The following is a 22,533-nucleotide window of genomic DNA, read 5'->3' as shown; positions in this document are numbered from 1 at the left end:
ATATATTTTAAAAACAATAAAATTTTTAATTATCATTTAATAAAAGAACATTTTTTATCACTACATTTAATTGTTAACTATTTATTAAAAAAATACGAATTTTGTAATATTTTTGTAATAATACTTCATAGTTCAATATATAAATATAAAGTATTTTTACTTATTTATCAAGAAAAAGCTCAAGTTCAGCCTTCCCATTTATATACCTAATCATTTCTAAACTGTTAAACTGATTGATATATTATAACGCCTAATCTATTCAATTTAATCAGACTATAGTCCTATACCTTTACATTAAAAAATATCATTAAAATATTAATGTTCAATATTTTGATGATATTTTTATTTTAACATTTCTAATTGCATTCGAAATTCGATACCATGAAATAATTGATTCGTCCAATTACTAAACTTCACAGTATTTTTTTCAGCCGTTTCAATATCTATAAATTGAAATTTCAAACGAGATCCTTGTGGTTTTTGAGCTAGTTTAGTCAAATGATAGCTTGCTATAGTACCTATTTGTGGATAACTTCCAATAGTATAATGATCATTTAATAAAATAATAGGTGTACCATCACGTTTTACTTGAATAGTGCCCTTTTTTACTGGTTGATACTCAGGCATATCTTCATAATAGGCTTTGATACTAGGACCCTCTAGTAACATCCCTACACGATTAGACTTATTCGTTACTTTGTACTCTCCATGTACAAATGTTTGTTGTGTATCAGTATCAAAATCATTTGTTCCTTTATTAGCAATGACATGAAATACATCAGAAACGTAATTAAACGATAAAGCATAACCATCAATTCCCCAACTTGTTGTTCGCTGATGTGCTAAATTTTCAAAAAGTTTACGATGTCGTGATGTATAATCACGTTTCATTTCAATTTCATCGCCTTCTTGAATTGTTCTCCCCTGAAATCCTCCAACACCAATATTTAAATCTGTTGAAGTTGAATTTAACCAAGAATCTAATTTAAATCCTCCTCCAATAGCTAAATAAACACGGGATGTTGTACTCGTTTCTTTGAAAGACAATACTTCTCCTTTTTCTACTAAATACAATTTATAAGGTTTAATTTTCATATTTTCTGTACACGCTTCAAAGTGATGACCTGTTAAGGCAATTAAAGTAGGCTCTGTGAATCTAATTTTCGCCATAATATGTGTCATTTCTAAAGTTGCTTCGTTTTTATCATTTGCTACAAGACGATTCGCAATTTCATGTCCTAATGTATCTAATGCACCGCCAGGGATGACTCCCTCATATTCATACCCTTGGCGTCCAAAGTCTTGGAACGTGCTAAAAAGTCCAGGTTTTTCTATTATGATTGACATTATTTAAAATCTCCTAATTCAGTATCATTTGGGTTTTTAGGATGAAATAAGACATTATCTCCTAATTTTAATAAATTAAAGTGATCGCGCTCTGGTGAAAATAATTTAATTGGGGTATAGCCAATGACTAACCAATCGTTATAAGTATCTGTCGTTACAATGCCACATTTTTTCCCTTCAATAATGACAGAACCTGCAGGCACTCTTTTTTTCTTCTGACTTGTATGATTAACATATAATTTTTCATTCATTCCTGTTAAATAAGGAAAGCCTGGGGAGTATCCCATCATAGAGACAAAGTAATGTGATTTTGAATGAAGTTGAATAAATTCCTCTTTAGATAGACGATAGTATTTTAATAGAGCCTCTAAATCAGGTCCAAATTGATCACCATAAACCACAGGAATATTATGAAAATGACACGCTGTTTGTTTATTTTCGATATGTTCTAATTCAATTTGAATTGAATTTACAAGTGCCTTCATATATTGAAATGGCGATGAAATATTATAATGCTTAATCATATCTCGAGCATCATAACAAATCATCATACTAGACTCTGTAGGTACAATATCAGTGATGAAAGGTAAGTCTTTATTTAATAAATGTGTACGTACAGCAATTAAATTTTTAGTTACATCTTCAGCGACTTCTTGTTCAATATCTATAATAATCGCTTGGTCTCCTTGACTATAAATTTTCATTATTGCACCTCTTATTACATTCTAAATTATTTGAATCTATCTTATTGATGATAAAATAAATTTAATAAATGCGTAGCATATGGCATGATGGATTGAATTAAAAGATATACTAGTACAAATTGAAACAACACAGTCATTGTTCCTACAATACGCGGTAGCATAATTAGATTATGCTTCAAATATCGATTGATTATATATTTACTTAAACTATTGAGTAATACGATAAGTATTAACCATAATAATGTCATAACCTTCTCCATTATTAACTAAATTAAATTTCACAATATCTATCAATTGTATTTTATATATAAATAGATACCTGAGCAACTTCACGTAGACTATTCAGTAAATAAACTTCTACTTCTTCATTTTCCAGTTTGATCATTAATTCATCTTTAGTATAATCTTTCACCTTAAGTTTATGATTTTCTAATAAACTTTCTCTCATACATCCTCGTAAAAAATCTTTATTATATCGTGGCGTATAATAGTTTCCATTTTCTTTAATCATAATATTTCCAATATCAAATTCTAAAATTTTGCCACTATCATCATACAGTAGTATCAAATCTGTTTCATGATTATGCGTTAAATATGCTCTTTCTGTTGTTTTATTTATAATGAATTTTTGTGGATAATCACTGTTAGATTTTTTAAAACGTGCAGTAAAAATGTCTTTAGAAGATAATGGCTGAATAACGTGAGTGAATTGTCCATCTTTATCAATTTCTACTTTCAAACGATATAAGCGGTCATTATAATTTTGTTTTAAATTTTCAATATAACTATACCAAGCATTCTCTGAAAACTGAAAACCTAATTGTGAACAAGAATGACATAGTCGACGCGTATGATAGTTTAACCTTGGTATATGACCATGATTAAGTTGCATTGTTTCAAATAATTTCAATCATAACTCCTCCAATATTTTGGTTTTGTCTCGAAATTCTTGAATTTCATTTAATGGAACAGAATCAATGGTAATTCCCGCACCTACACCGTAAAGAGCCATATTATTTCGATATTCTACTGTTCTAATTGGAATGTTAAAAATCATTTTATCATCTGGTAACAATAAACCTATTGTGCCGCAATAAATATATCTTGGACTGGTTTCTAAGTGTTTGATATAAGTCATTGTACTTTGTTTAGGCGCACCAGTGATCGATCCACATGGAAACATTGCTGTTAAAATCGAATGAAGAGATATAGCATCTTCTAGTTGCCCTGTTACCATACTTGTCATTTGATATACGGTTTGATACGTTTCAATAAAGAACAATTTATAAACCTCGATGGTTCCAGTTTTTGAAATCCTTGACATATCATTACGTAATAAATCAACAATCATTACATTTTCTGCTCTATCTTTATGAGAATACATTAATTTTTCATAATTCAACTGATCTTCTACACTAGTTTTCCCACGTGGCATTGTTCCTTTCATCGGCTTACTAACAATCACGTTTGCTTTATCGTTAAATGTACCTTTTTGAAAAAATAACTCTGGAGAAATTGACGCAACTTTTACTTCTTCAGTATCTAATAAAGCTGTATAGCCACCGTTATTGTTGTGAGTCAAATAGGTATATAACATTGAAATAGGATAATGCACTTTACTGGATAAACGAGTAGTATAGTTAACTTGATAAGTATCTCCTTCTGTAATAGCTTCTTGTATTTTAATAATTTTTCTTCTCATTTGTTCGTCACTTTCTTGGAATTGAAAGTGATGTACTGAATGATATTGTATATTGTCCTTATTATTATCAGAGTTTAAGGGTTGATTAAAAGCGTATGCAGCAGCATATACTTCTTTTTCTATTAAGTGATACGTTTCTAATTGATTATTAAAAAATGGCGCTGATTCATAAGTTAAATATAACGCTACATAATGCCCCTTTGTCTGTTGTTCTTCAGCAAATTGAATAACTTCACCTACTTCTTCTAAAGAATAGGCAATTGATTTTGAAATATATTGATCAAATCGCAATTGATAATCGATGTAGTCATCTTCGTTAGTATAATAACGGTAATTAAACGTAATATTCATGTATTTTTCCTACTTTCTCTATAAAGTATTGAATCTGCTGATGACCATATTCACTTAATATAGATTCAGGATGATACTGTACTGCAAAAATAGGTAGGGTATCATGTTCAAATGCCATCATAATACCTTCATTATTTGTAGCTGTAGTATTTAATTGAGAAGGTAATTGTTGCCTATTAGCAATTAAGGAATGATAACGCATGACATTAAAATTTTGAGGTAAATGTTTGAAAAGTCCTTTGCCTGTATGGATTATAGGTGTTGTATGACCATGAACAGGCTTTGGTCCATGAATAATTTCTCCTCCATAATATTCATAGATGAGTTGAAACCCTAAACAGATACCTAATATAGGTACCGATGAGGCATATCTATCTAAAACGCTTTTTAAAATTGGATAGTCACTTGGTTTTCCCGGACCTGGAGAGATGACAATAGCCTCAATTGTTAATTCTTCAAGTAATGCTACAGTCACTTCTGTTACCTTTAATACCTCTACACAATGAGAGGTTTCTATTTTTATGTAATCAATCAAGTTATATGTAAATGAATCATTATTATCTATGACTATAATCATAATTATTTCCAACCTTCAAAATAATATATTTAAAATACAATTTTTATATAAGCGCTTACTTTAATATTCTATAAACTAGCACTTGATTTTAAGATATGAATATATTAAGCTATCTATCGTATAATTCGAATATAAAGAGGTTCCTAGCTGAAACCCTCTATAAAAAACTAGACCTTTGTAGAAATATTTATACATACTTTTTAATGTACATATGTTCTACATATTTTAAGTCTATCTTTTTATAGAGATAGGCTTTTTTTATATTTTATATCAAATGTTTTCATTCTATTTCATCATAAATTAAAAATATTAACTTTTAAAGGAGAAACGTTATGCCAAACAGTGTTTTGAATTCTGAAAAAGCAATTGTTGTGTTTAGTGGTGGTCAAGATAGTACAACCTGTCTTTTCTATGCCAAAAGACATTTTAAAGAAGTTGAACTTGTCACATTCAATTATGGGCAAAGACATAATACAGAAATCGAAGTAGCTTCTAAAATAGCAAAAGATCAAGGGTTGAAACATCATATTTTAGACATGTCTTTACTATCCCAACTTACTCCAAATGCATTAACAAAACATGACATGACAATTGAGACAGGGGAAGATGGTATACCAAATACTTTTGTACCTGCTCGTAATTTATTATTTTTATCATTTGCTGGGGCTCTTGCCTATCAAGTGAATGCGAAACACATCATTACTGGTGTATGTGAAACAGACTTCTCTGGTTACCCAGATTGCCGAGATAGTTTTATTAAATCTATGAATGTCACACTTAGTTTATCTATGGATAGAGATTTTGTTATTCATACACCCTTAATGTGGTTAGATAAAGCGCAAACTTGGGAACTCAGTGATGAATTAGGTGTTCTCAATTATGTGCGTCACAATACGCTTACATGCTACAACGGTATTATTGGAGATGGATGCGGAAAATGTCCAGCTTGTAAATTAAGACAACGTGGACTTCATCAATATTTAGAACAAAAAGGAGATGCGTCATTATGATACAACAAGTTTATCCTACAGTGAATCACCCTTATACATTTGAATTAAATAAAGATTTCAATTTTTCAGCAGCACATTTTATTCCTAGTGAAGATGCTGGAAAATGCATGAGAACACATGGACATACTTATTTTGTTAACTTAACTATTGTTGGAGATGCACTCGACCATAATGGATTTTTAATTAATTTTAGTGAATTAAAACGATTAGTCCATGACCAATTTGATCACTATTTATTAAATGAGTTACCTCAATTTAAAGATAAAAGTCCTTCTACTGAAATTGTGGCACAGACAATTTTTGAAATCGTACAAGCTCATCTTAACGAGTATGACAATAAACCTAAATGTGTACAAGTTTATTTACGTGAAACACCATCAAGTTATGTTGTCTATCGTCCAAAGGAGATTAAATAATGCCTTCAAAAATACCAGTTTTAGAAATTTTCGGACCTACTATTCAAGGAGAAGGACGAGTTATAGGACGAAAAACAATGTTTGTCCGCACAGCAGGATGCGATTATCGTTGTAGTTGGTGCGATTCCGCCTTTACGTGGGATGGTAGCGCTAAAGATGATATAGAGTTATTAACTGCTCAAGACATTTATGATCGTTTAAAAGAAATTGGCGGTAATCAATTTGATCATGTCACTATTTCTGGAGGTAACCCTGCATTAATCAAAGGGATTCAAGATTTAGTAGATTTATTTGAAGAAAAAAATATTTTTACGGCATTAGAAACCCAAGGCAGTAAATTTCAACCTTGGATGCGACAAATTAACGATTTAACAATTAGTCCTAAACCGCCAAGCTCTAATATGGTGCCTAATTTAGAAATATTAGATAGTGTCATAGAACAATGTATACCATCAACATTGAACTTGAAAGTAGTTGTTTTTGATAAAGAAGATTATCAATTTGCTAAAATGATTCATCATCGTTATCGTAATATTCCATTTTATTTGCAAGTAGGAAATCCCTATTTAGATGATGATGTTGAATATCATACCGAAAAATTACTTGGTCGCTATGAAACTCTTGTAGACACAGTAATGAATAGCAGTGATATGAATCATGTGTATGTTTTACCTCAGTTACATACATTGTTATGGAGTAATAAGAAAGGTGTATAATTAGTAAATTATAATAGAATAATATTTATTAAGTGTTTTGAAATGATTAAGTTTATTTTAATTGCTATAATATTTTAATGAACTACACACACGTGATAGGAGTACAACATGATTATATATGTATTTATTAATATAGCCATTACCATATGTGTTCTGGGCTTTGATTTATATCGGCATCATTTCAAACAACTAACGTTTAACTCCGTTCTATTATCCATTGTTATCAATGCTATTATTAATAGTGTTGTGATTGAAAAGTTCAATTTTATAACATTTGCTTCAATTATATTTTTCTTAAGTTGGACAATCTTACAATATTATTTAAATCGTAAACATATATACTTAATGATTTCAGAGTATAAATCTCTTGCATTCATTTTTGCAATTATGATTAGTTGCTCATTATTTATCACTTTTGAATCTAGCGACCAATCAGTCTATATGTCTATTCCTTATTTAGCTCCAGCTATATTTATCATAGGCTTAAGCATTGATTTCATAAGTACTTTTTCAAAAAATGAAATGAATCATCTTAAATTTTTGAGTAAGCTACAACACCCTATTATGATTGGTCATACAATTATTATTATTTCAATTATACTTTTGACTTTATTAACATCATTTTGGTATATCTTCATAATTATTTATGCTTTATTTGATATATATTTATTATGGCAACTAAAACATAATAATTTTGAAAATGACTTAAAAAAATAAACATGTAAGAAGCTATGATGTAAGAGCTTTTACATGTTTATTTTTTTATTGATAAATTTTTTCTTTTTCTGCAACTACTTTTTCAATAGGTGTTTTTAAATTGGAAGCTTCCACAATATATTTTGGTCTTTGTTTTACTTCGTAATAAATTCGCCCAATATATTCGCCAACGACACCAATAGACATTAACTGAATGCCACCTAATAACAATACAGCTGCTATTGTTGTAAAGTAACCTGGATGATTAATTCCATTCATTAAAATACCTATTAACAAATAAATAATATAAATGATGCTTAATCCAAAGATAAACATTCCAAGATATATCATTGCTCTCAGTGGTTTATTATTAAATGATATTAATCCATCAATCCCATAATTTAATAACTTGGTAAATGTCCATTTAGATTCTCCAGCTTCTCGTTCTACATTTTTATAAGTAAAGATCTTTGTATTATACCCTATCCATTCAAATAATCCTTTAGAAAATCGATTATATTCATTTAATGAAACAATCGATTTAACTGCACGTTGACTTAATAATCGAAAATCGCCTACACCATCACTAAATTTAATATCTTCGACAAAGCTATTAATGAGCTTATAGTACAACTTTGACATTGTTTTACGTGCAATATTTTCACCACTACGATCTCGTTTAGCGACAACTTGATCAAAACCTTGTTGATATATTTCAATCATTTTAGGTATAAATTCCGGAGGATGTTGTAAATCTCCATCAATCATTACGACTGCATCAACATTCACACTGTGTTGAAAACCAGCAATCATTGCTGCTTCTTTACCAAAATTTCGACTAAAAGAAATATATTTAACATGTTCATCGTATTCCGCTAAATTTTGTATATGCTCAATCGTATTATCTTTACTACCATCATCAATAAATAACAAGTCATAATAATAACGACGAGTTTTACTATTCTCCGTCAAAATTTCAGTCAATCTATCGTAAGTTTTTTTTACGACTTTACCTTCATTGAAGCAAGGTATAATGACTCTGATTTTCATCTAATTACATCCTTTTCTACATTCTTTCTAATATTGTATCAATAAAATCAATAAATATTCTACTAATAACCATGTAATTAACAAATAATTAATATTAACTCTAGCTTTTGTAATAATTAAACTATATTATTTTAAATCACCTATTGCTACATCATCTGGATCTTTACCTTGACGTGCATTTCTATTTAAACTATCAATTTCCGCAATCTCAGTAAGTTCTAAATTAAAGTCAAAAATATCATAATTTTCACGAATACGAGATGGGGTTTTTGATTTAGGAATAATAATTCTGTCATGGGCTAGATGCCAACGTAATACAATTTGTGCTGGTGTTTTGTCATATTGTTCTGCTAATTTTGTAATTACTGAATCATCTAATAATCCTCGATTTCTCATAAGTGGCATCCAAGCTGTGACAGTAATATCATGTTTATCACAATAATCTTGTACATCTTGTTGATTAAAATAAGGATGAACTTCTATTTGATTAATTTGAGGTACAATAGTTGTCTCTTTCATCAATGTTTCTAAGTGATGGGGGTTAAAGTTACATACACCAATCGCTTTAATTTTACCTTCATTATATAATTTTTCTAATGCTTTATAAGATTCAATATATAAGCCATCTTTTTCACATGGCCAATGAATTAAATATAAATCTAAATAATCCAATCCTAAGTTTTCTAAAGATTTATTAAAATATTCTAATGTATTATCATATCCTTGATAATCATTCCATAATTTAGAAGTAATAAATACGTCTTCTCTCACAATATCACTGTTGTTTAAAGCTTTACCTAGTGCTTGTTCATTACCGTAAAAATAAGCAGTATCAAATGCACGATATCCCGTTTCTAATGCTGTTTGTACTGCGGTTTCCATCTCATCATCTTCCATTTTATAAACGCCTAGTCCTACTTTAGGCATTGGGTAACCATTATTTAACACTTGTGTATCATTTATCATTTATGCCACATCCTATTCAATATATTTTTTCAACTAAAAATTAGCATAACTTAATTTCTTTTACGCATACAAATAAAGACACTTAGGTTTACATACCCAAGTGCCTTTATTTTTATTCATCCGATTCATGTTTATGATCGTGATTGTCTTCTTCCTCTTCATCACTAATCACAGGTCTTGTTTCATTAAATTGGTATTTAAGTACAACCCATACCAATTGGTGATTATCCATTTCAGAAACAATCCATCGATCGTATTTTGTATCTATATAGTCTTCAACTTGAAGATTAGTATTGTGTGCTTGTAACCATCCACCTATTGTATCGATATCTTCAGAATCTTCAAAAGTGATATCAAATTTTTCATGTAAATCATCAAGTAAGACACGTCCGTTAATTTGATATATATCTTCCTCTAATTTAACAATATCATTTATTTCATCATCATCAAATTCATCTCTGATTTCACCGACAATTTCTTCAAGAATATCTTCCATTGTTAGAATACCGGCAGTACCACCATATTCGTCAATAATAAGACTAATATGAACATGTTCACGTTGCATTGAAACTAATGCATCGCTAATACGAGTTGTTTCTGAAATCATAGGTAATTCATGAATATAATTAGAGATTTTAATTGTTCTACCTGAAGCATATTCTGTTAAAAATTCTTTTACATTAATAAAACCTTTTATATGGTCTTTATCCCCATCTTCAGTAATTGGATAACGTGTAAATTGATGTTCTTTAATCGTGTCAAGTAATTCGTCAACATTAAATGGTTCGTTTAACGTTACCATTTGTGTACGTGGAACCATGATATCTTTCGCATGTCTTTCGTCAAATGAAAAGATATTTTGCATGTAATTCAGTTCTGTTTGATTAATTTCTCCACCATTATAACTATTATTAATAATGATTTTAATTTCTTCCTCAGACATTGCATCTGCTTGCGCATCAGGGTCAACACCAAGCATTCTAATAATTACTCGTGCCGAACCATTCATTAACCATATTAATGGCTTCATGACATTACCAAAATAATATAATGGTCTAGCATAAGTTAATGCTAATTTTTCAGTATGTTGTATTGCTATTGATTTGGGTGCTAACTCACCTAACACTACATGTAAATAAGTTACAACAATAAACGAAATCACAAATGAAATGGTTGTAGTCACTGCACTTGGCAAATGTAATAGATTAAAAAGTGGATGTAATAGTTTTTCGAATGTCGGTTCACCTAACCAACCTAAACCTAAAGATGTAACTGTAATACCAAGTTGACATGCTGATAAATAATAATCAAGATTAGCAATCATCTTTTTAACAATTTTTGCACTTCCATTACCTTCATCAGCAAGTTGTTCAATTCTTGTTGAACGTACTTTTACTAATGCAAATTCAGATCCAACGAATACGGTTGTTAAAGCGATTAATAGAAAAAATATTACTAAATTAATTATGGTCACTGTTTCCAATTAGTTCCCTATTTCTAGGGATTCACCTCCAAATATTATGTGTCTCTAATGAGTAACACGAATTTAATACGTCATACTTATCACCGTTATAAACGCATGTTAAGACCTTCCCATTAAGACACCCCCCAAAAAAATGTATTACTTTAATATTACCATATTTCTATACTAAATGGTTAAATAAGAATAAGAAAGCTTTTAACATTTAAAATCATTTAAAAAGCATTATATAATGATTTTCTTACTACTATTTCATATATACTTCAATAGTCCTTGTAATAAATTTTTAAGAAAATCAGAGAAATGATATGTGAGGAATTTTTAATTAAATGCTATAAAAGTACAATAATACTCCAGGATGGTTATTTGTTTCTTAAACTCAAATTCCCATTTAAACCCAATCTGTAGTAATAGTCAAGTACATATATATCTATGTCTTTTTAATTATATACTAACTATATAATAAAAGATTGGACAGAATTCGTTAATCCCTTCGATAATGTAACCCCAGCTTTCGTTGAACGTTGGGTTTCCCAGGAAACCCTTTTTGTTGGCACTCCACCCCAAATTTCTTTGAACATTGCTTTTTTACAAAGATTTCGATGCTAGTACTCCTTGAAATAATCTTGATACAACACGTTTTCAATTCAATGACCAAATATCAATATATAAAAAAATGCCTGAGACAACTCATTATGTCTCAGGCTCATTAAATTAATGTTTATTATTCATCCATAGATTCTGAAGCTTTAATTTCTTGTTCTGTTAATTTTGGTTTCAGTAAACCATAAAGTACTGCTGAAACAAGTGTACCTATAATTAAAGCAATGATAGTTTGGATAATATGACTAAAGTCTGTGGCTGCTATAACGATGATACCACCATGAGGTGCATTAATTCTTGAACCAAGTCCTAATGCAATCGCTCCAGCAACACCTGAACCGACCATCATTGATGGAATCACACGTAATGGGTCAGCAGCTGCAAAAGGTATAGCACCTTCTGTGATGAATGATAGACCCATAACATAGTTAGGTACGATTGAGCCACGTTGCTCTTTTGTAAATTTACGTTTAAAGATAAACATTGCTGTGGCAATTGCTAATGGTGGAATCATACCACCAACCATTGCTGCTGTTATTGGTGCAGCATTACCTTCAGTTAAAGCTGCTGTCGCAAATACATAAGCTGCTTTATTGAATGGACCTCCCATATCAATTGCCATCATAGCTCCAATAACTAGTCCTAATAGCATAATGTTAGAACCAGATAAACTATTTAAACCATTTAATAATAGATTGTTTAACCATGCTGCAGGTGGATTAAATACATAAATCATTAATAATCCAGTAATTGTCACACTTAATAGTGGATAAATTAATGTTGGTTTTAAACCTTCAACTGCTTGAGGTAAATTACGAGTAATATATTTGATACCTTGTGTTAAATAACCCGCTAAGAAACCAGCAATAATACCACCGATAAACCCAGAGCCACCAGAAATTGCTAACATACCGCCAACTAAGCCAGCTGCAAAACCTGGTTTATCTGCAATACTACGAGAAATGAAACCAGCTAAGATTGGAATAATTAATGCAAAGGCACTCTTATTACCAATATTCCACAATTGTTCTGCAAACGCATTGTGTTCAGGACTTTTTGGATCAAATGAGTTGGCGCCAAATAAGAATACAATCGCCATTAATATACCACCAGCAATAACAAGTGGTAACATATTAGAAACACCATTCATTAAGTGTTTATAAAATGCTTTACCTGGACTTAATTTTTCATCATTACTATCTTTATCTGTATTTTTTTGTCCACCATGTGCTTTAAATGGTTTTCTACTTGTATCAAGTGCTGTATTAATTAACTCTTCAGGACGTTTAATCCCGTCTGCTACTGGAACCTCAACTACATTTTTACCATCGAAACGATCTGTTTCTACATGAACATCGGCAGCTACAATAATCCCAGTTGCACGTTCAATATCTTGTTGAGTTAAATGGTTTTTAATACCACTTGAACCATTTGTTTCAACTTTTATTTTCACTCCCATTTTTTCTGCTTGTTTTTTCAAAGCATCACGGGCCATATACGTATGTGCAATACCTGTGGGACACGCTGTTACAGCTAAAACGTAAGGTTCGTTAGCATTATCATTCGCTGATGCGCCAGTTGTTGCTTGTGCTTCATCCTCTTGTTTTTGAGCTTCTTTTTCTTCTTCTTTAGTTGCTTCATCATCAGCATCATCAATAATACGAAGTATTTCTTCTTTCGAATTAGCCTGTAATAGATTTTCTCTTACTGTATCGTCCATTAAAATGCCTGACAATTTAGCTAATGCATCTAAATGTGTTTGTGCGCCACCCTCTGGTGCTGCAATCATAAAGAATAAATGCGCAGGTTGACCATCTAAACTTTGATAGTCCACACCTTCTTTTGATTTACCAAAAGCAATCGCAGGTGATGTCACTGCTGCTACTTTAGCATGTGGAATGGCTATTCCTTCACCAATTCCCGTTGTACTTTGTGACTCACGATTATGAATCGCTTCCTTAAATTGAGCTATATCGCTTAATTTACCAGCTGAATCTAATTGATTAACTAATTCATCAATGACGCCATTTTTATCACTAGCTGATAAATCCATAGCAATAGTTTCTTTTGTAAGTAATTCTGTTATTCTCAACTCTATCACTCCCCATCAAGTACAGAAATTGTAACTTGTGACTTGATTTTTTCTATATCTTCTCTTAATGCTAAGTCATCATTAAATGCCGTAGCCGTACCTGAAGCTACTGCTTGGCAAAATGCTTCTTCAAGTGATAGTCCCAACTCAAGACCCGCTACCATACCTGCAACTGTACTGTCACCAGATCCTACTGTATTTACAACTTCACCTTTAGGATTTTGGGCTTTAATACTTCTTGTCTCGTCAACATATATGGCACCATCTCCACCTAAAGAAATAATGACAGATTGAGCTCCATTTTTTACTATTTCTCTACCATACTTAACGACATCTTGATCTGATTTAATTGTGACATCAAACATTTCTTCTAATTCATCTTTATTCGGTTTAATAAATAAAGGATGATATTCTAACACTGTATTAACTAAATCTCTTTCAGCATCCACTACTAATTTTGCACCTGTTTCTTGAGTGATTTTTGCAATTTGAGCATAAGCATCACTCGGAATACTTTTTGGAACACTTCCTGCTACAATGACAGTGTCCTCCTTAGAAGTATGTCTAATCTGATTTAATAATGCTTCAAACTGCTCAGACGTCACATTCGGACCAGGTGCATTAATTTCAGTTTCATCGCCGGATTTTAATTTAACATTAATACGAGTATCTTCATTTACTTTAATAAACTCCGTATTAATATCGCTTTGTTCCAAAATGCTAGAAATAAATTCCCCAGGAAAACCTCCAGCAAATCCTAATGCCGTAGATGAAACATCTAAGGTTTTCAAGACGCGAGAAACATTAATACCTTTTCCACCAGCAAATTTGTATGTTTCTCTAGCTCTATTAAGCCCTTTTAGCTCAAATCCATCAGTAAACATGATGTAATCAATAGATGGATTAAATGTCACTGTATATATCATAATTAACCTCCTAAAAAGTGGTATTTCTCTTTGTATTCGTTGTAGCGATTATGATGACGTAATTGCTCAGATACGATGTACTCAACATGGCATGCTTTGGTTGAGACATGCGCAAAATATGTTTCATCTAATTTTGAATGGTCTAATAAAACATAAGATGTGGTTGCTTGATGTATTGCTCTTTCTTTAATTAATGCTTCTTTTTCATCTGGTGTGGTTAATCCATGATTCAAATCTAAGCCATTCATACCTATGAAAGCTTTATCAAAACAATAACGTCTTAAAACTTCAAGGGCACTTGCTCCGACAGTAGCAAAAGTGGTAGCTTTTACTTCTCCACCAATCATCAAGGTTTTAATACCTCGATGAAGTAATCTTTCAACGTGAGACAATCCGTTTGTAACCACTACGATATCTTGTGCTTTTATAAATGGAATCATCTCAATTGTAGATGAACCTGCATCCATAAAAATATAATCATTATCTTCAATGAGCTGAGCTGCCTTTCTTCCAATTTCTCTTTTTTCTTTTAGATTTGTAGACAGTTTTTCAGATAAAATAGGTTCTTGGTTTCTATGACTATTAAGTGTTGCACCACCATGAACACGTTGAAGACGTCCAAGTTGTTGTAACTTTGATAAATCTCTTCTTATAGTTGAAGCACTACAACCTGTTCGTTCAATTAACTCTTGGAGTGATAAAAAATCTTTTTTCTTAAGTTCTTGTAAAATTAAACTTTGTCGTTTTTCAGAAATCATCTTTAACACTCCTTTACAACTTTTATTATAGTGTTCACGCTTACATATTTCAATCAAAAATTATCAAAAACGTTCAAAAACGTTCAAAAAAACCGAAAAATTAACAGAGTGTTCACAATGTATATCATTGCTCACTCTGCTAATACATTTAATGTTGAGTAATACGTGCTGTTTGTGCCTGTGTAACTGCAATTAAATCATTAGGTTCAAGTATAATTTGCATGCCTCGTTGACCACCACTCACATTGATTTTGTCTCGTGATAAAGCTGACTCATCAATAATCGTTGGAAACGAATGTTTCATTCCTATTGGAGAACACCCTCCTCTTATATAGCCAGTAACTTTTTTTAAATCATCCATCGGCATCAAATTAAGTTTCTTTTCACCTATGACATGTGCCGCTTCTTTTAAGTCTAATGTTTCACTAACTGGTATAACACATACAAAATGATCATGATTAGCATTTTCTAACACTAATGTTTTATAAACGTCTTTCACATTCGCATGCACTAATTCCGCAATTGTTTCTCCATCTAAATGTTCTTCACCTATTTCAAATGTATTTACTGAATAATTAATCTTAGCTCTATCAAGCATTCTCATTGCATTGGTTTTCTTATGTTTCAATGTAACACCTCATTTATCTTCTTTATATATCTAATTTTACTACTCTTTGTGACAAATAAAAAATAGAGTAAGATAGAAACCTTTAGATTTCACTTTCTTACTCTGATTTTACATTACATTTTTATTTAACTTAATTTGCAGAAATTATCTCAACTTTACCCACTTTATTAATTGTTATATCTTCAGCTTTTTTGTTTTCTGGATACGCTTCAAAAGTGATGGCTTGATTAGTTTCATTCAAACCCTCTAACTTTACAGGCTGTTTATAATTTTGTTGCATATAATTTTCAACTATCGTTTTACATTCCTCTGTTGAGTATAAATATTTTTCTTGAGCTTTCTCAGTCAACCTATAATTAACGTTTTGATTTTGACGAATATCTGCTTTGTGTTGCGTTTGATTTTTCTCAGAAGCTTCGGCGGTGTGATTGCTGTTTATATTTAATATATTTTTAGTTTCGACAATACTTCCGACTTTTGAAAAAGTAGAAATTGTTCGATGTACCTTAGCTAAGGCATTTTGATTCGTTGCGATAAATAATAGAAATGCCAAACAAATTGATAAAATGATAGCTACCACACTTAACAATATATTTTTTAAATTCATCTCCTTACCCACACTTCTCTTTGAATTTTTTTATATCTTAACATACAAATATAGATAAAATAATTCAGCAGAAGGCAATTTAAAATAATTGTAATCTTTGTAACAGTTATATTACCTAACGACTTTTTATTGTTACATTTCTATTATATAAAACTTATTTAATCACATCTGCTACGATTTAACTGTAACTTTTTCTCTATGAAAATAATTACTACCCCAAATAACATTACAATAATAGACATATATAAAGGAAATTCAATATTAACATCAAATAACGAGCCTGCTACCAACGGGCCTACAAAATTACCCATACTTGTAAATGTAGAATTAAGTCCTCCAGCAAAACCTTGTCGATTACCTGCTATATTTGAATAATAATTAGTTAGCGCTGGACGAATTAAATCAAATCCAATAAAGACAATAAAACTAATTAACATAATTGACCAGTAACTATGAGCGATTATAAGACTAAATATAACAATGACAGAATATAATAATGCCCAAGTAATAAATGTAAGTTCAGTGGTATATCTCATAAATTTATCAAAAAAGAAAATTTGGAATACTGCTCCTGCAACACCACCACCTACAATAGCAATTGAAATATCGCCAGGTGCGTAGTTTGCTTTCGCTGAAGTATACAGAGAAAATAACGTCTCAAAAGAAGACAAACCAAAAGCAAGTACAAATGTTAAGATAATTGGAGTAATAAAAACACCCCATTGGATTTTAGAAAGTTCTTTAGTTTCAAAGTGAATATGATGACTTTCCGCTGTATTTTGCGGTTGGCGAATCAATATTACAGATATAACAAACGCAATAATACCTAATGCACCTGCAAAATAAAATGGAAGACGATGTGATACTTCTGCTAAAAAACCACCAATTCCTGGTCCTAAAATAAAACCAGAGTTAATAATTGCAGACATATAACCAAAATTTTTCGCTTTATCTTTAGCTATAGAAATATCTGCAATCATTCCTGTTACACCAGGCATTACCATCCCTGCACTAAAACCACCAAGTATTCTTGATACTATTAGAAGTATAAAAGAATGACTCATAGCAAATAAGAATTCAGAGATTGTAAAAAATACTAATCCTAAACAAATAATTAATTTTTTACCCAATTTATCAGCTAAACTTCCTCCAAAAGGAGAAATAATCATTTGAGACAATGAGAAAATAGCTACTAAAATTCCTAAATCGCTTCCTTTTAACCCTAAATCTTTCAAATATACTGGAAGAACAGGAATAACAAGGCCAATTCCAACGAATATTAAAAATATATTAAAATATAATGTAAATAATTGTTTTTTCATGAAGACCACCTCTCTTTTATCTATAATTAAATACGCTTAATGAAATTCATCTAATTCATATTCTGAGAAAAGTTAAAAATTCTAAATTTTTCATCTTTCATTTAGATACTATTATATATTATTTTTTATTTTAAAATATACTATCTTACTTAATAGTTTATTCAAAGTATTTTAAATTTATGTTATATATAATTAAATTATCCTAATTATAAAAATGAAGACAATAAGATGCCCAAAAACGGACAACACTCTCTTCTTGTTTTAGAACATGGAGAAGATATTATAAAAGAGGTTACTCACTTTGCTCAACATTAACATATTAAATTTGATTCAGTGAGTGGTATCGGAGCTTGTGATGAGGTCGTGTTAAACTATTATAATTTGGAAACAAATGAATATGAAAAAAAGAAATAAATGAAACATTAGAATGAACAAGTTTATTAGGGAATATTTCTCGTATTGATAATTAACCATTTGCACATTTACATGGTACATTGGTTCTCAATATTTTGAGACGTTAAGTGGACATTTAACAAAAGCTGTGGTTTCAACAACAAGTGAAATTTTCATTACGATGACTGATTGTGATATCAATCGAACATTTGACTCGTAGACTAGACTCAACTGATTAAAATCGTAAAATTTCTTTTTCAATCAAGATTAGAAACCTCAATTCAACCGCTTCATTACAATATGTTATCACTTTTATTTAACATCATTGAGATTCTTTTCTTACAGATTACACATCTATTTTACAATTATTAATGCTTCTCTAACTTTAATTATTCTACCTTCTTTTTTCTTGATTACTTCGACTTTAACCTTTACTATAATAATTCAACTAAATCGTTAGAAAGTAGTGCATATTATGACTTCACGTTATATTGCAAGAATCTATTTTATTATTCTTTTTGTAATATCATTATTTGAAACGCGTGTATTTAACTTTGTAAGCTTAAATTTATTTTTAGCTTACATTCCACTTGAATTATGTTTCTTATTAGATTTATTTAAACCTAGAAAAAAGTTTGAATGGCCTATATTTATTATTTTTGCTCTTATTTTTATTTTATTAGTGCCCAATACATTTTACATGGTTACTGATCTTATTCATCTCAATCAGTTTACATTTGATTTTTACGTCCAACTTAATTTAATAGAATGGTTATACTTTACTTTCTTACTGCTAAGTGTATTTTTTGCGATTTATTGCATGGCTCTCATATTTGTTCATTTATCTCATTTCACTTCAAAGCTATGGTTAAATCGATGTTTATTAATAGCACTTATGTTTTTAAATGGTTTAGGAATATTTATGGGTAGATTTTTGAGATTTCATACTGTTCATTTAATTACCCGTCCATTTACTATTATCATAGAAGTCATTAGTGCCTTAAATGGTAGTAGTTTAATATTTATTTCATTAATGATGCTACTTCAATTTGTCATTTTATTATTCATTAAAGGGATAAGAATGGCACATTGATATATTTCTATTTAATACAGTCTATTCATGTAGAAAAATTTTATAAGACGTTTAGTTATGTATTTAAAAAAGCTAGGGGTGGAAGCATGAACTCAATTTGAACTCTGTTTCCTTTTCCCAGCTCTTTTTTTATATATTTTTAAATATTGTCATCACATGTTCGCGCGCAACTTTATGATCTACAATCGGTTCAGGATAATCTTTACCTAATTGTATTCCTTTTTTTACTAATTGTGTTTGATGTTGAAATGGGTGATGTAATAATTTTGCGGGCACATGATCGAATATAGGAATATATTTTTTGATATATAAAGCGTCTTTATCAAAACGTTCACTTTGTCTAATAGGATTAAACATCCTAAAATACGGCACAGCATCTGTCCCAATTGAAGCTGACCATTGCCAACCATGTATATTTGAAGCTGCATCATAATCGATTAATTTTTTTCTAAAATAATCTTCGCCCCAAGCCCAATCAATAAACAAATCTTTAGTTAAAAATTGAGAGACTACCATTCGCATGCGATTATGCATAAATCCTGTCTCATTTAATTCATTCATGGCAGCATCAATAATAGGAAAACCAGTTTGACCTTCACACCAGCGATTAAACTCTTCTTTGTTATATGACCATTGTATAGTACGATATTTTTCATTAAATGCTTCATGTGCAATATGAGGATATTGGGCCATAAGAACATAATAAAACTCACGAAACATTACTTCTCTAATAAAACTTTCGTAATTACTTTCATTTTCCTCATATCGTTCTAATAAATCTGTAATAATTTGTTTAATATCTATTAGACCATATGCTAGAACAATACTTAATTGACTAGTGGGTATTTCCGGAAGATACTCTCTATCCTTTTTATAGTTTTGAATACTATGATTTAAATAATCTTTCCAATTGTTTAACGCTTGATCTTCTGATTGTCCATCATGATGATAATCATTAGTTATCGTTTGTTGTGATTGGCTACATTTATTAGCGATATCACTTAATTGATATTGATACGGAGAATGCTGTCTAAGTTTTGAACGGTGTGCTTTATAAAAACTTGTAAATACTTTATATGGTTGTCCTTGCTGATTCATAGTGTTACTTGGCTTAAAATAATGATTAACGTTAATAGTTATTACGGGTATATCGTGATTTTTAAACGCTTGTTTTAAGTGGCGAATATCATATCTTTCTTGATGATAACTCATGATATCGCCAGCCATAACTATTTCTTTAATATCATGTTCAGTACAAAACATACCTAGTTCACTGTAATCGATGACATATGGCTCTATATGATGTTCTTTCAACTTATATAAAAATTTTTCTAAAGTGCCATAATAATAGTTTGCTTTTTTATCTGTACCTTTCTCTTCAAATGTTTCCTTAGGAATTATAAGATAGCATTTATCAAATGCATCTTTTTGTTGATTAATATATTCGAATAATGGATTATTATTTATTCTAAATACTCTATTGAGAATGACGCCAATATTCATATTTTCACTCCTAGACTGATGTTTGTTAATAATTTAACTACCCTATTTATCTTAAAATTAAAAGGAGTGACTATAGAATTCAATACAAATTCTAAAGTGACTCCTTTCACTTAATTTATATAATGTGATTAATACTTTTATTAACCAAATATTTCTCTATTAAGTCCAAAAACGTATAGTAAAGTAAAGAAAGTTGCTGCACTTAAAATAGTTAAAATTAGCGTTAATATGAGTGTACGTTTGTACTTATTAATAAATGCGATAAACAATATTCCTAAATTATAACCAAAGAACAATCCAAATAGTGCCATTGTGATTTTTATATTTGTAAAAAAGATATTTAACAATAGAATAATAATTGCAAAAATTAAATATGGGATTGTAATCCACTTAAACTCAAAGCGAATTTGTTTAGTGCGTTTATCTTCATTATGATTCATTAATATATCCTCCTTATTCTATTATAAATGATATATTTTTTTATTCTCATGACAAGACTATGACATATTTATTAGAAATTTAGAATACTCATAACCACTCCCATAACAATTAAGGAGTCATTTTAAGTAAATTGAATCATTTCTAACTGGTTTTTCAAACGTGTTGTATCAAGCATTTCACCAATAATAACAATAGTTAATGGAACTTCTCTATCAGTTATTCCATAAGTAGGTAATCCCATTGAAAATTGAAATTCGTATGTTGAATCCGACTGATCTTTAAATTTTACAAATCCTTTTAATCTGAATACTTCATCTGGCAAACGCATTATAAATTGGTAAAATAATTGTCGATCAATAGGAGAACTAAACGTATATTTCATAGATTGTACATTATGATGGTGGACATGAACATGCCTATTAATATCAGCAGCTTTGTTTTTCACTACTACATCATCTAATTTACTATATGTAGTCACGTAAATCGTTGCTTTATTATTAATAGAAACCAATTGTTTTTTTATATTTTCTAATTCTACTTGGGTCACTAAATCCATTTTATTAAGAATAATTATATCACTATATTTAATTTGCTCTTTCATTAACTCATTCGTCTCTACCGTATATTTCATTCTATTATTAAATCTTAACGCATCAACAAGGCCTATTATTTTAGGAATTTCCACGTCATTAACTATTGTTGGATCTTGACACGCTGCAAAGACTTCTAAAGGATGTGCAATTCCAGTCGATTCAATAAGAATGTGTTGACTTTCACCTTCTTTAATAAGTGATTGTAATTGTAATACTAAATCATTATTTAAGTCACAACATACGCATCCATTGATTAATGATTTTACAGTAATATCTTCTTCGATAAGTAAACTATCAACGTCAAAAGAACCGAATTCATTCATAATAATTGTTATTTTCTCATCTTTTTTTAATAATTGGCTTATATAATTATTCAAAAGTGTAGTTTTACCACTTCCTAAAAAGCCACTAATTATTGTAATAGATATTTTTTGTTTTTTATTATTTATCATTTTAAAAACTCATTTCTATATAAAATGTATTTGAAATTAATATTATAAAAATGTACGTTAGATTACACTTGATTAAAATAGTGTTTTCTTCTAAAATTTAAGCATAC

General features: G+C 30.1%; 23 protein-coding genes and 1 pseudogene. 6 read left to right on the top strand and 18 right to left on the bottom strand.

The genetic code is table 11. From position 1 onward, the window contains the following. Window positions 1-342: 342 nt before the first annotated feature. The 6 genes from HMPREF2881_RS07740 to HMPREF2881_RS07720 are packed head-to-tail and all read right to left on the bottom strand — an operon-like array spanning window position 343 to window position 4,681. Window positions 343-1,347 carry a 5-oxoprolinase subunit C family protein gene (locus HMPREF2881_RS07740; protein ID WP_002449095.1) on the bottom strand — a complete coding sequence of 335 codons (1,005 nt, stop codon included), beginning with the start codon at window positions 1,345-1,347 and terminating at the stop codon, window positions 343-345. Beyond that, window positions 1,347-2,051 carry a 5-oxoprolinase subunit B family protein gene (locus tag HMPREF2881_RS07735; protein WP_002449065.1) on the bottom strand — a complete coding sequence of 235 codons (705 nt, stop codon included), beginning with the start codon at window positions 2,049-2,051 and terminating at the stop codon, window positions 1,347-1,349. Before HMPREF2881_RS07735 ends, HMPREF2881_RS07740 begins: the two co-directional genes overlap by 1 nt. 41 nt (window positions 2,052-2,092) lie before the next feature. Further along, on the bottom strand, window positions 2,093-2,299 hold the full coding sequence (locus HMPREF2881_RS11510) for a hypothetical protein (protein WP_002449078.1): 207 nt from the start codon (window positions 2,297-2,299) through the stop codon (window positions 2,093-2,095). A gap of 53 nt (window positions 2,300-2,352) precedes the next feature. Then, a complete protein-coding gene (locus tag HMPREF2881_RS07730; protein ID WP_002449082.1) occupies window positions 2,353-2,961 on the bottom strand; it encodes an aminotransferase class IV in 609 nt (202 codons plus the stop codon). Beyond that, a complete protein-coding gene (locus HMPREF2881_RS07725; protein WP_002449090.1) occupies window positions 2,962-4,104 on the bottom strand; it encodes a chorismate-binding protein in 1,143 nt (380 codons plus the stop codon). It lies immediately after the preceding gene. Beyond that, a complete protein-coding gene (locus HMPREF2881_RS07720; RefSeq protein WP_002455637.1) occupies window positions 4,088-4,681 on the bottom strand; it encodes an anthranilate synthase component II in 594 nt (197 codons plus the stop codon). Before HMPREF2881_RS07720 ends, HMPREF2881_RS07725 begins: the two co-directional genes overlap by 17 nt. A 332-nt stretch (window positions 4,682-5,013) precedes the next feature. On the opposite strand from HMPREF2881_RS07720, the gene queC reads away from it, so the two are divergent. From queC to HMPREF2881_RS07700, 4 genes are all read left to right on the top strand, one after another. Then, the gene (gene queC, locus HMPREF2881_RS07715) at window positions 5,014-5,691 is read left to right on the top strand and encodes a 7-cyano-7-deazaguanine synthase QueC (RefSeq protein ID WP_002449071.1); all 678 of its coding nucleotides are present in this window, start codon (window positions 5,014-5,016) and stop codon (window positions 5,689-5,691) included. Further along, on the top strand, window positions 5,688-6,107 hold the full coding sequence (gene queD / locus HMPREF2881_RS07710; RefSeq protein WP_002449084.1) for a 6-carboxytetrahydropterin synthase QueD: 420 nt from the start codon (window positions 5,688-5,690) through the stop codon (window positions 6,105-6,107). The genes queC and queD overlap by 4 nt, the downstream gene beginning before the upstream one ends. Then, window positions 6,107-6,823 (top strand): 7-carboxy-7-deazaguanine synthase QueE, encoded by a 717-nt coding sequence (gene queE, locus HMPREF2881_RS07705; protein WP_002449094.1) that lies wholly within the window; start codon window positions 6,107-6,109, stop codon window positions 6,821-6,823. The genes queD and queE overlap by 1 nt, the downstream gene beginning before the upstream one ends. 108 nt (window positions 6,824-6,931) lie before the next feature. Further along, window positions 6,932-7,540 (top strand): hypothetical protein, encoded by a 609-nt coding sequence (locus HMPREF2881_RS07700; protein WP_002449079.1) that lies wholly within the window; start codon window positions 6,932-6,934, stop codon window positions 7,538-7,540. A gap of 45 nt (window positions 7,541-7,585) precedes the next feature. Here the strand turns inward: HMPREF2881_RS07700 and HMPREF2881_RS07695 are convergent, their stop codons facing one another. The 9 genes from HMPREF2881_RS07695 to norA all read right to left on the bottom strand — a co-directional run bounded on the left by HMPREF2881_RS07695 (window position 7,586) and on the right by norA (window position 17,951). Further along, entirely contained in the window at window positions 7,586-8,569 is a 984-nt protein-coding gene (locus HMPREF2881_RS07695; protein WP_002449575.1) for a glycosyltransferase family 2 protein, read from the bottom strand. A 126-nt stretch (window positions 8,570-8,695) separates the two neighbouring features. Continuing rightward, the gene (locus tag HMPREF2881_RS07690) at window positions 8,696-9,535 is read right to left on the bottom strand and encodes an aldo/keto reductase (RefSeq protein WP_002488602.1); all 840 of its coding nucleotides are present in this window, start codon (window positions 9,533-9,535) and stop codon (window positions 8,696-8,698) included. 112 nt (window positions 9,536-9,647) lie between these two features. Next, window positions 9,648-11,018: a hemolysin family protein gene (locus HMPREF2881_RS07685; protein ID WP_002449560.1), complete on the bottom strand. Its 1,371-nt coding sequence runs from the start codon at window positions 11,016-11,018 to the stop codon at window positions 9,648-9,650. Window positions 11,019-11,739: 721 nt separating this feature from the next. Further along, window positions 11,740-13,710, bottom strand: a complete 1,971-nt coding sequence (locus HMPREF2881_RS07680) for a PTS fructose transporter subunit IIABC (RefSeq protein WP_002449586.1) — start codon at window positions 13,708-13,710, stop codon at window positions 11,740-11,742. Window positions 13,711-13,715: 5 nt separating this feature from the next. Next, complete coding sequence (pfkB, locus tag HMPREF2881_RS07675) at window positions 13,716-14,636, bottom strand: 1-phosphofructokinase (protein WP_002449570.1); 921 nt, start codon at window positions 14,634-14,636, stop codon at window positions 13,716-13,718. 2 nt (window positions 14,637-14,638) lie between these two features. Continuing rightward, on the bottom strand, window positions 14,639-15,394 hold the full coding sequence (locus HMPREF2881_RS07670; RefSeq protein ID WP_002449563.1) for a DeoR/GlpR family DNA-binding transcription regulator: 756 nt from the start codon (window positions 15,392-15,394) through the stop codon (window positions 14,639-14,641). A 148-nt stretch (window positions 15,395-15,542) separates the two neighbouring features. Then, a complete protein-coding gene (gene ybaK / locus HMPREF2881_RS07665) occupies window positions 15,543-15,998 on the bottom strand; it encodes a Cys-tRNA(Pro) deacylase (RefSeq protein ID WP_172457931.1) in 456 nt (151 codons plus the stop codon). 154 nt (window positions 15,999-16,152) lie between these two features. Continuing rightward, on the bottom strand, window positions 16,153-16,629 hold the full coding sequence (locus tag HMPREF2881_RS07660; RefSeq protein ID WP_002449552.1) for a hypothetical protein: 477 nt from the start codon (window positions 16,627-16,629) through the stop codon (window positions 16,153-16,155). Window positions 16,630-16,787: 158 nt separating this feature from the next. Then, entirely contained in the window at window positions 16,788-17,951 is a 1,164-nt protein-coding gene (gene norA / locus HMPREF2881_RS07655) for a multidrug efflux MFS transporter NorA (RefSeq protein ID WP_002449564.1), read from the bottom strand. 228 nt (window positions 17,952-18,179) lie between these two features. Here norA and HMPREF2881_RS12070 point away from each other — a divergent pair. Together HMPREF2881_RS12070 and HMPREF2881_RS07650 are read left to right on the top strand one after the other, a co-directional pair. Then, window positions 18,180-18,564: pseudogene (locus HMPREF2881_RS12070) on the top strand (PPC domain-containing DNA-binding protein). A 255-nt stretch (window positions 18,565-18,819) separates the two neighbouring features. Next, complete coding sequence (locus HMPREF2881_RS07650; protein ID WP_002449567.1) at window positions 18,820-19,437, top strand: DUF1361 domain-containing protein; 618 nt, start codon at window positions 18,820-18,822, stop codon at window positions 19,435-19,437. Window positions 19,438-19,566: 129 nt separating this feature from the next. Here the strand turns inward: HMPREF2881_RS07650 and HMPREF2881_RS07645 are convergent, their stop codons facing one another. The 3 genes from HMPREF2881_RS07645 to HMPREF2881_RS07635 form a co-directional block, all read right to left on the bottom strand. Then, window positions 19,567-20,940 (bottom strand): cryptochrome/photolyase family protein, encoded by a 1,374-nt coding sequence (locus tag HMPREF2881_RS07645; protein WP_070653683.1) that lies wholly within the window; start codon window positions 20,938-20,940, stop codon window positions 19,567-19,569. Between the two features lie 140 nt (window positions 20,941-21,080). Further along, window positions 21,081-21,380: a hypothetical protein gene (locus tag HMPREF2881_RS07640; RefSeq protein ID WP_002449572.1), complete on the bottom strand. Its 300-nt coding sequence runs from the start codon at window positions 21,378-21,380 to the stop codon at window positions 21,081-21,083. A gap of 122 nt (window positions 21,381-21,502) precedes the next feature. Further along, window positions 21,503-22,426 carry a CobW family GTP-binding protein gene (locus HMPREF2881_RS07635; RefSeq protein ID WP_002455646.1) on the bottom strand — a complete coding sequence of 308 codons (924 nt, stop codon included), beginning with the start codon at window positions 22,424-22,426 and terminating at the stop codon, window positions 21,503-21,505. Between the last annotated feature and the right edge of the window lie 107 nt (window positions 22,427-22,533).

It is taken from the genome of Staphylococcus sp. HMSC057A08 (genome assembly GCF_001812925.1).
Taxonomy (GTDB): domain Bacteria; phylum Bacillota; class Bacilli; order Staphylococcales; family Staphylococcaceae; genus Staphylococcus; species Staphylococcus hominis.
The sequence above is the reverse complement of the archived record's forward strand: the minus strand, read 5'-3'. Positions and strand labels throughout refer to the sequence as shown.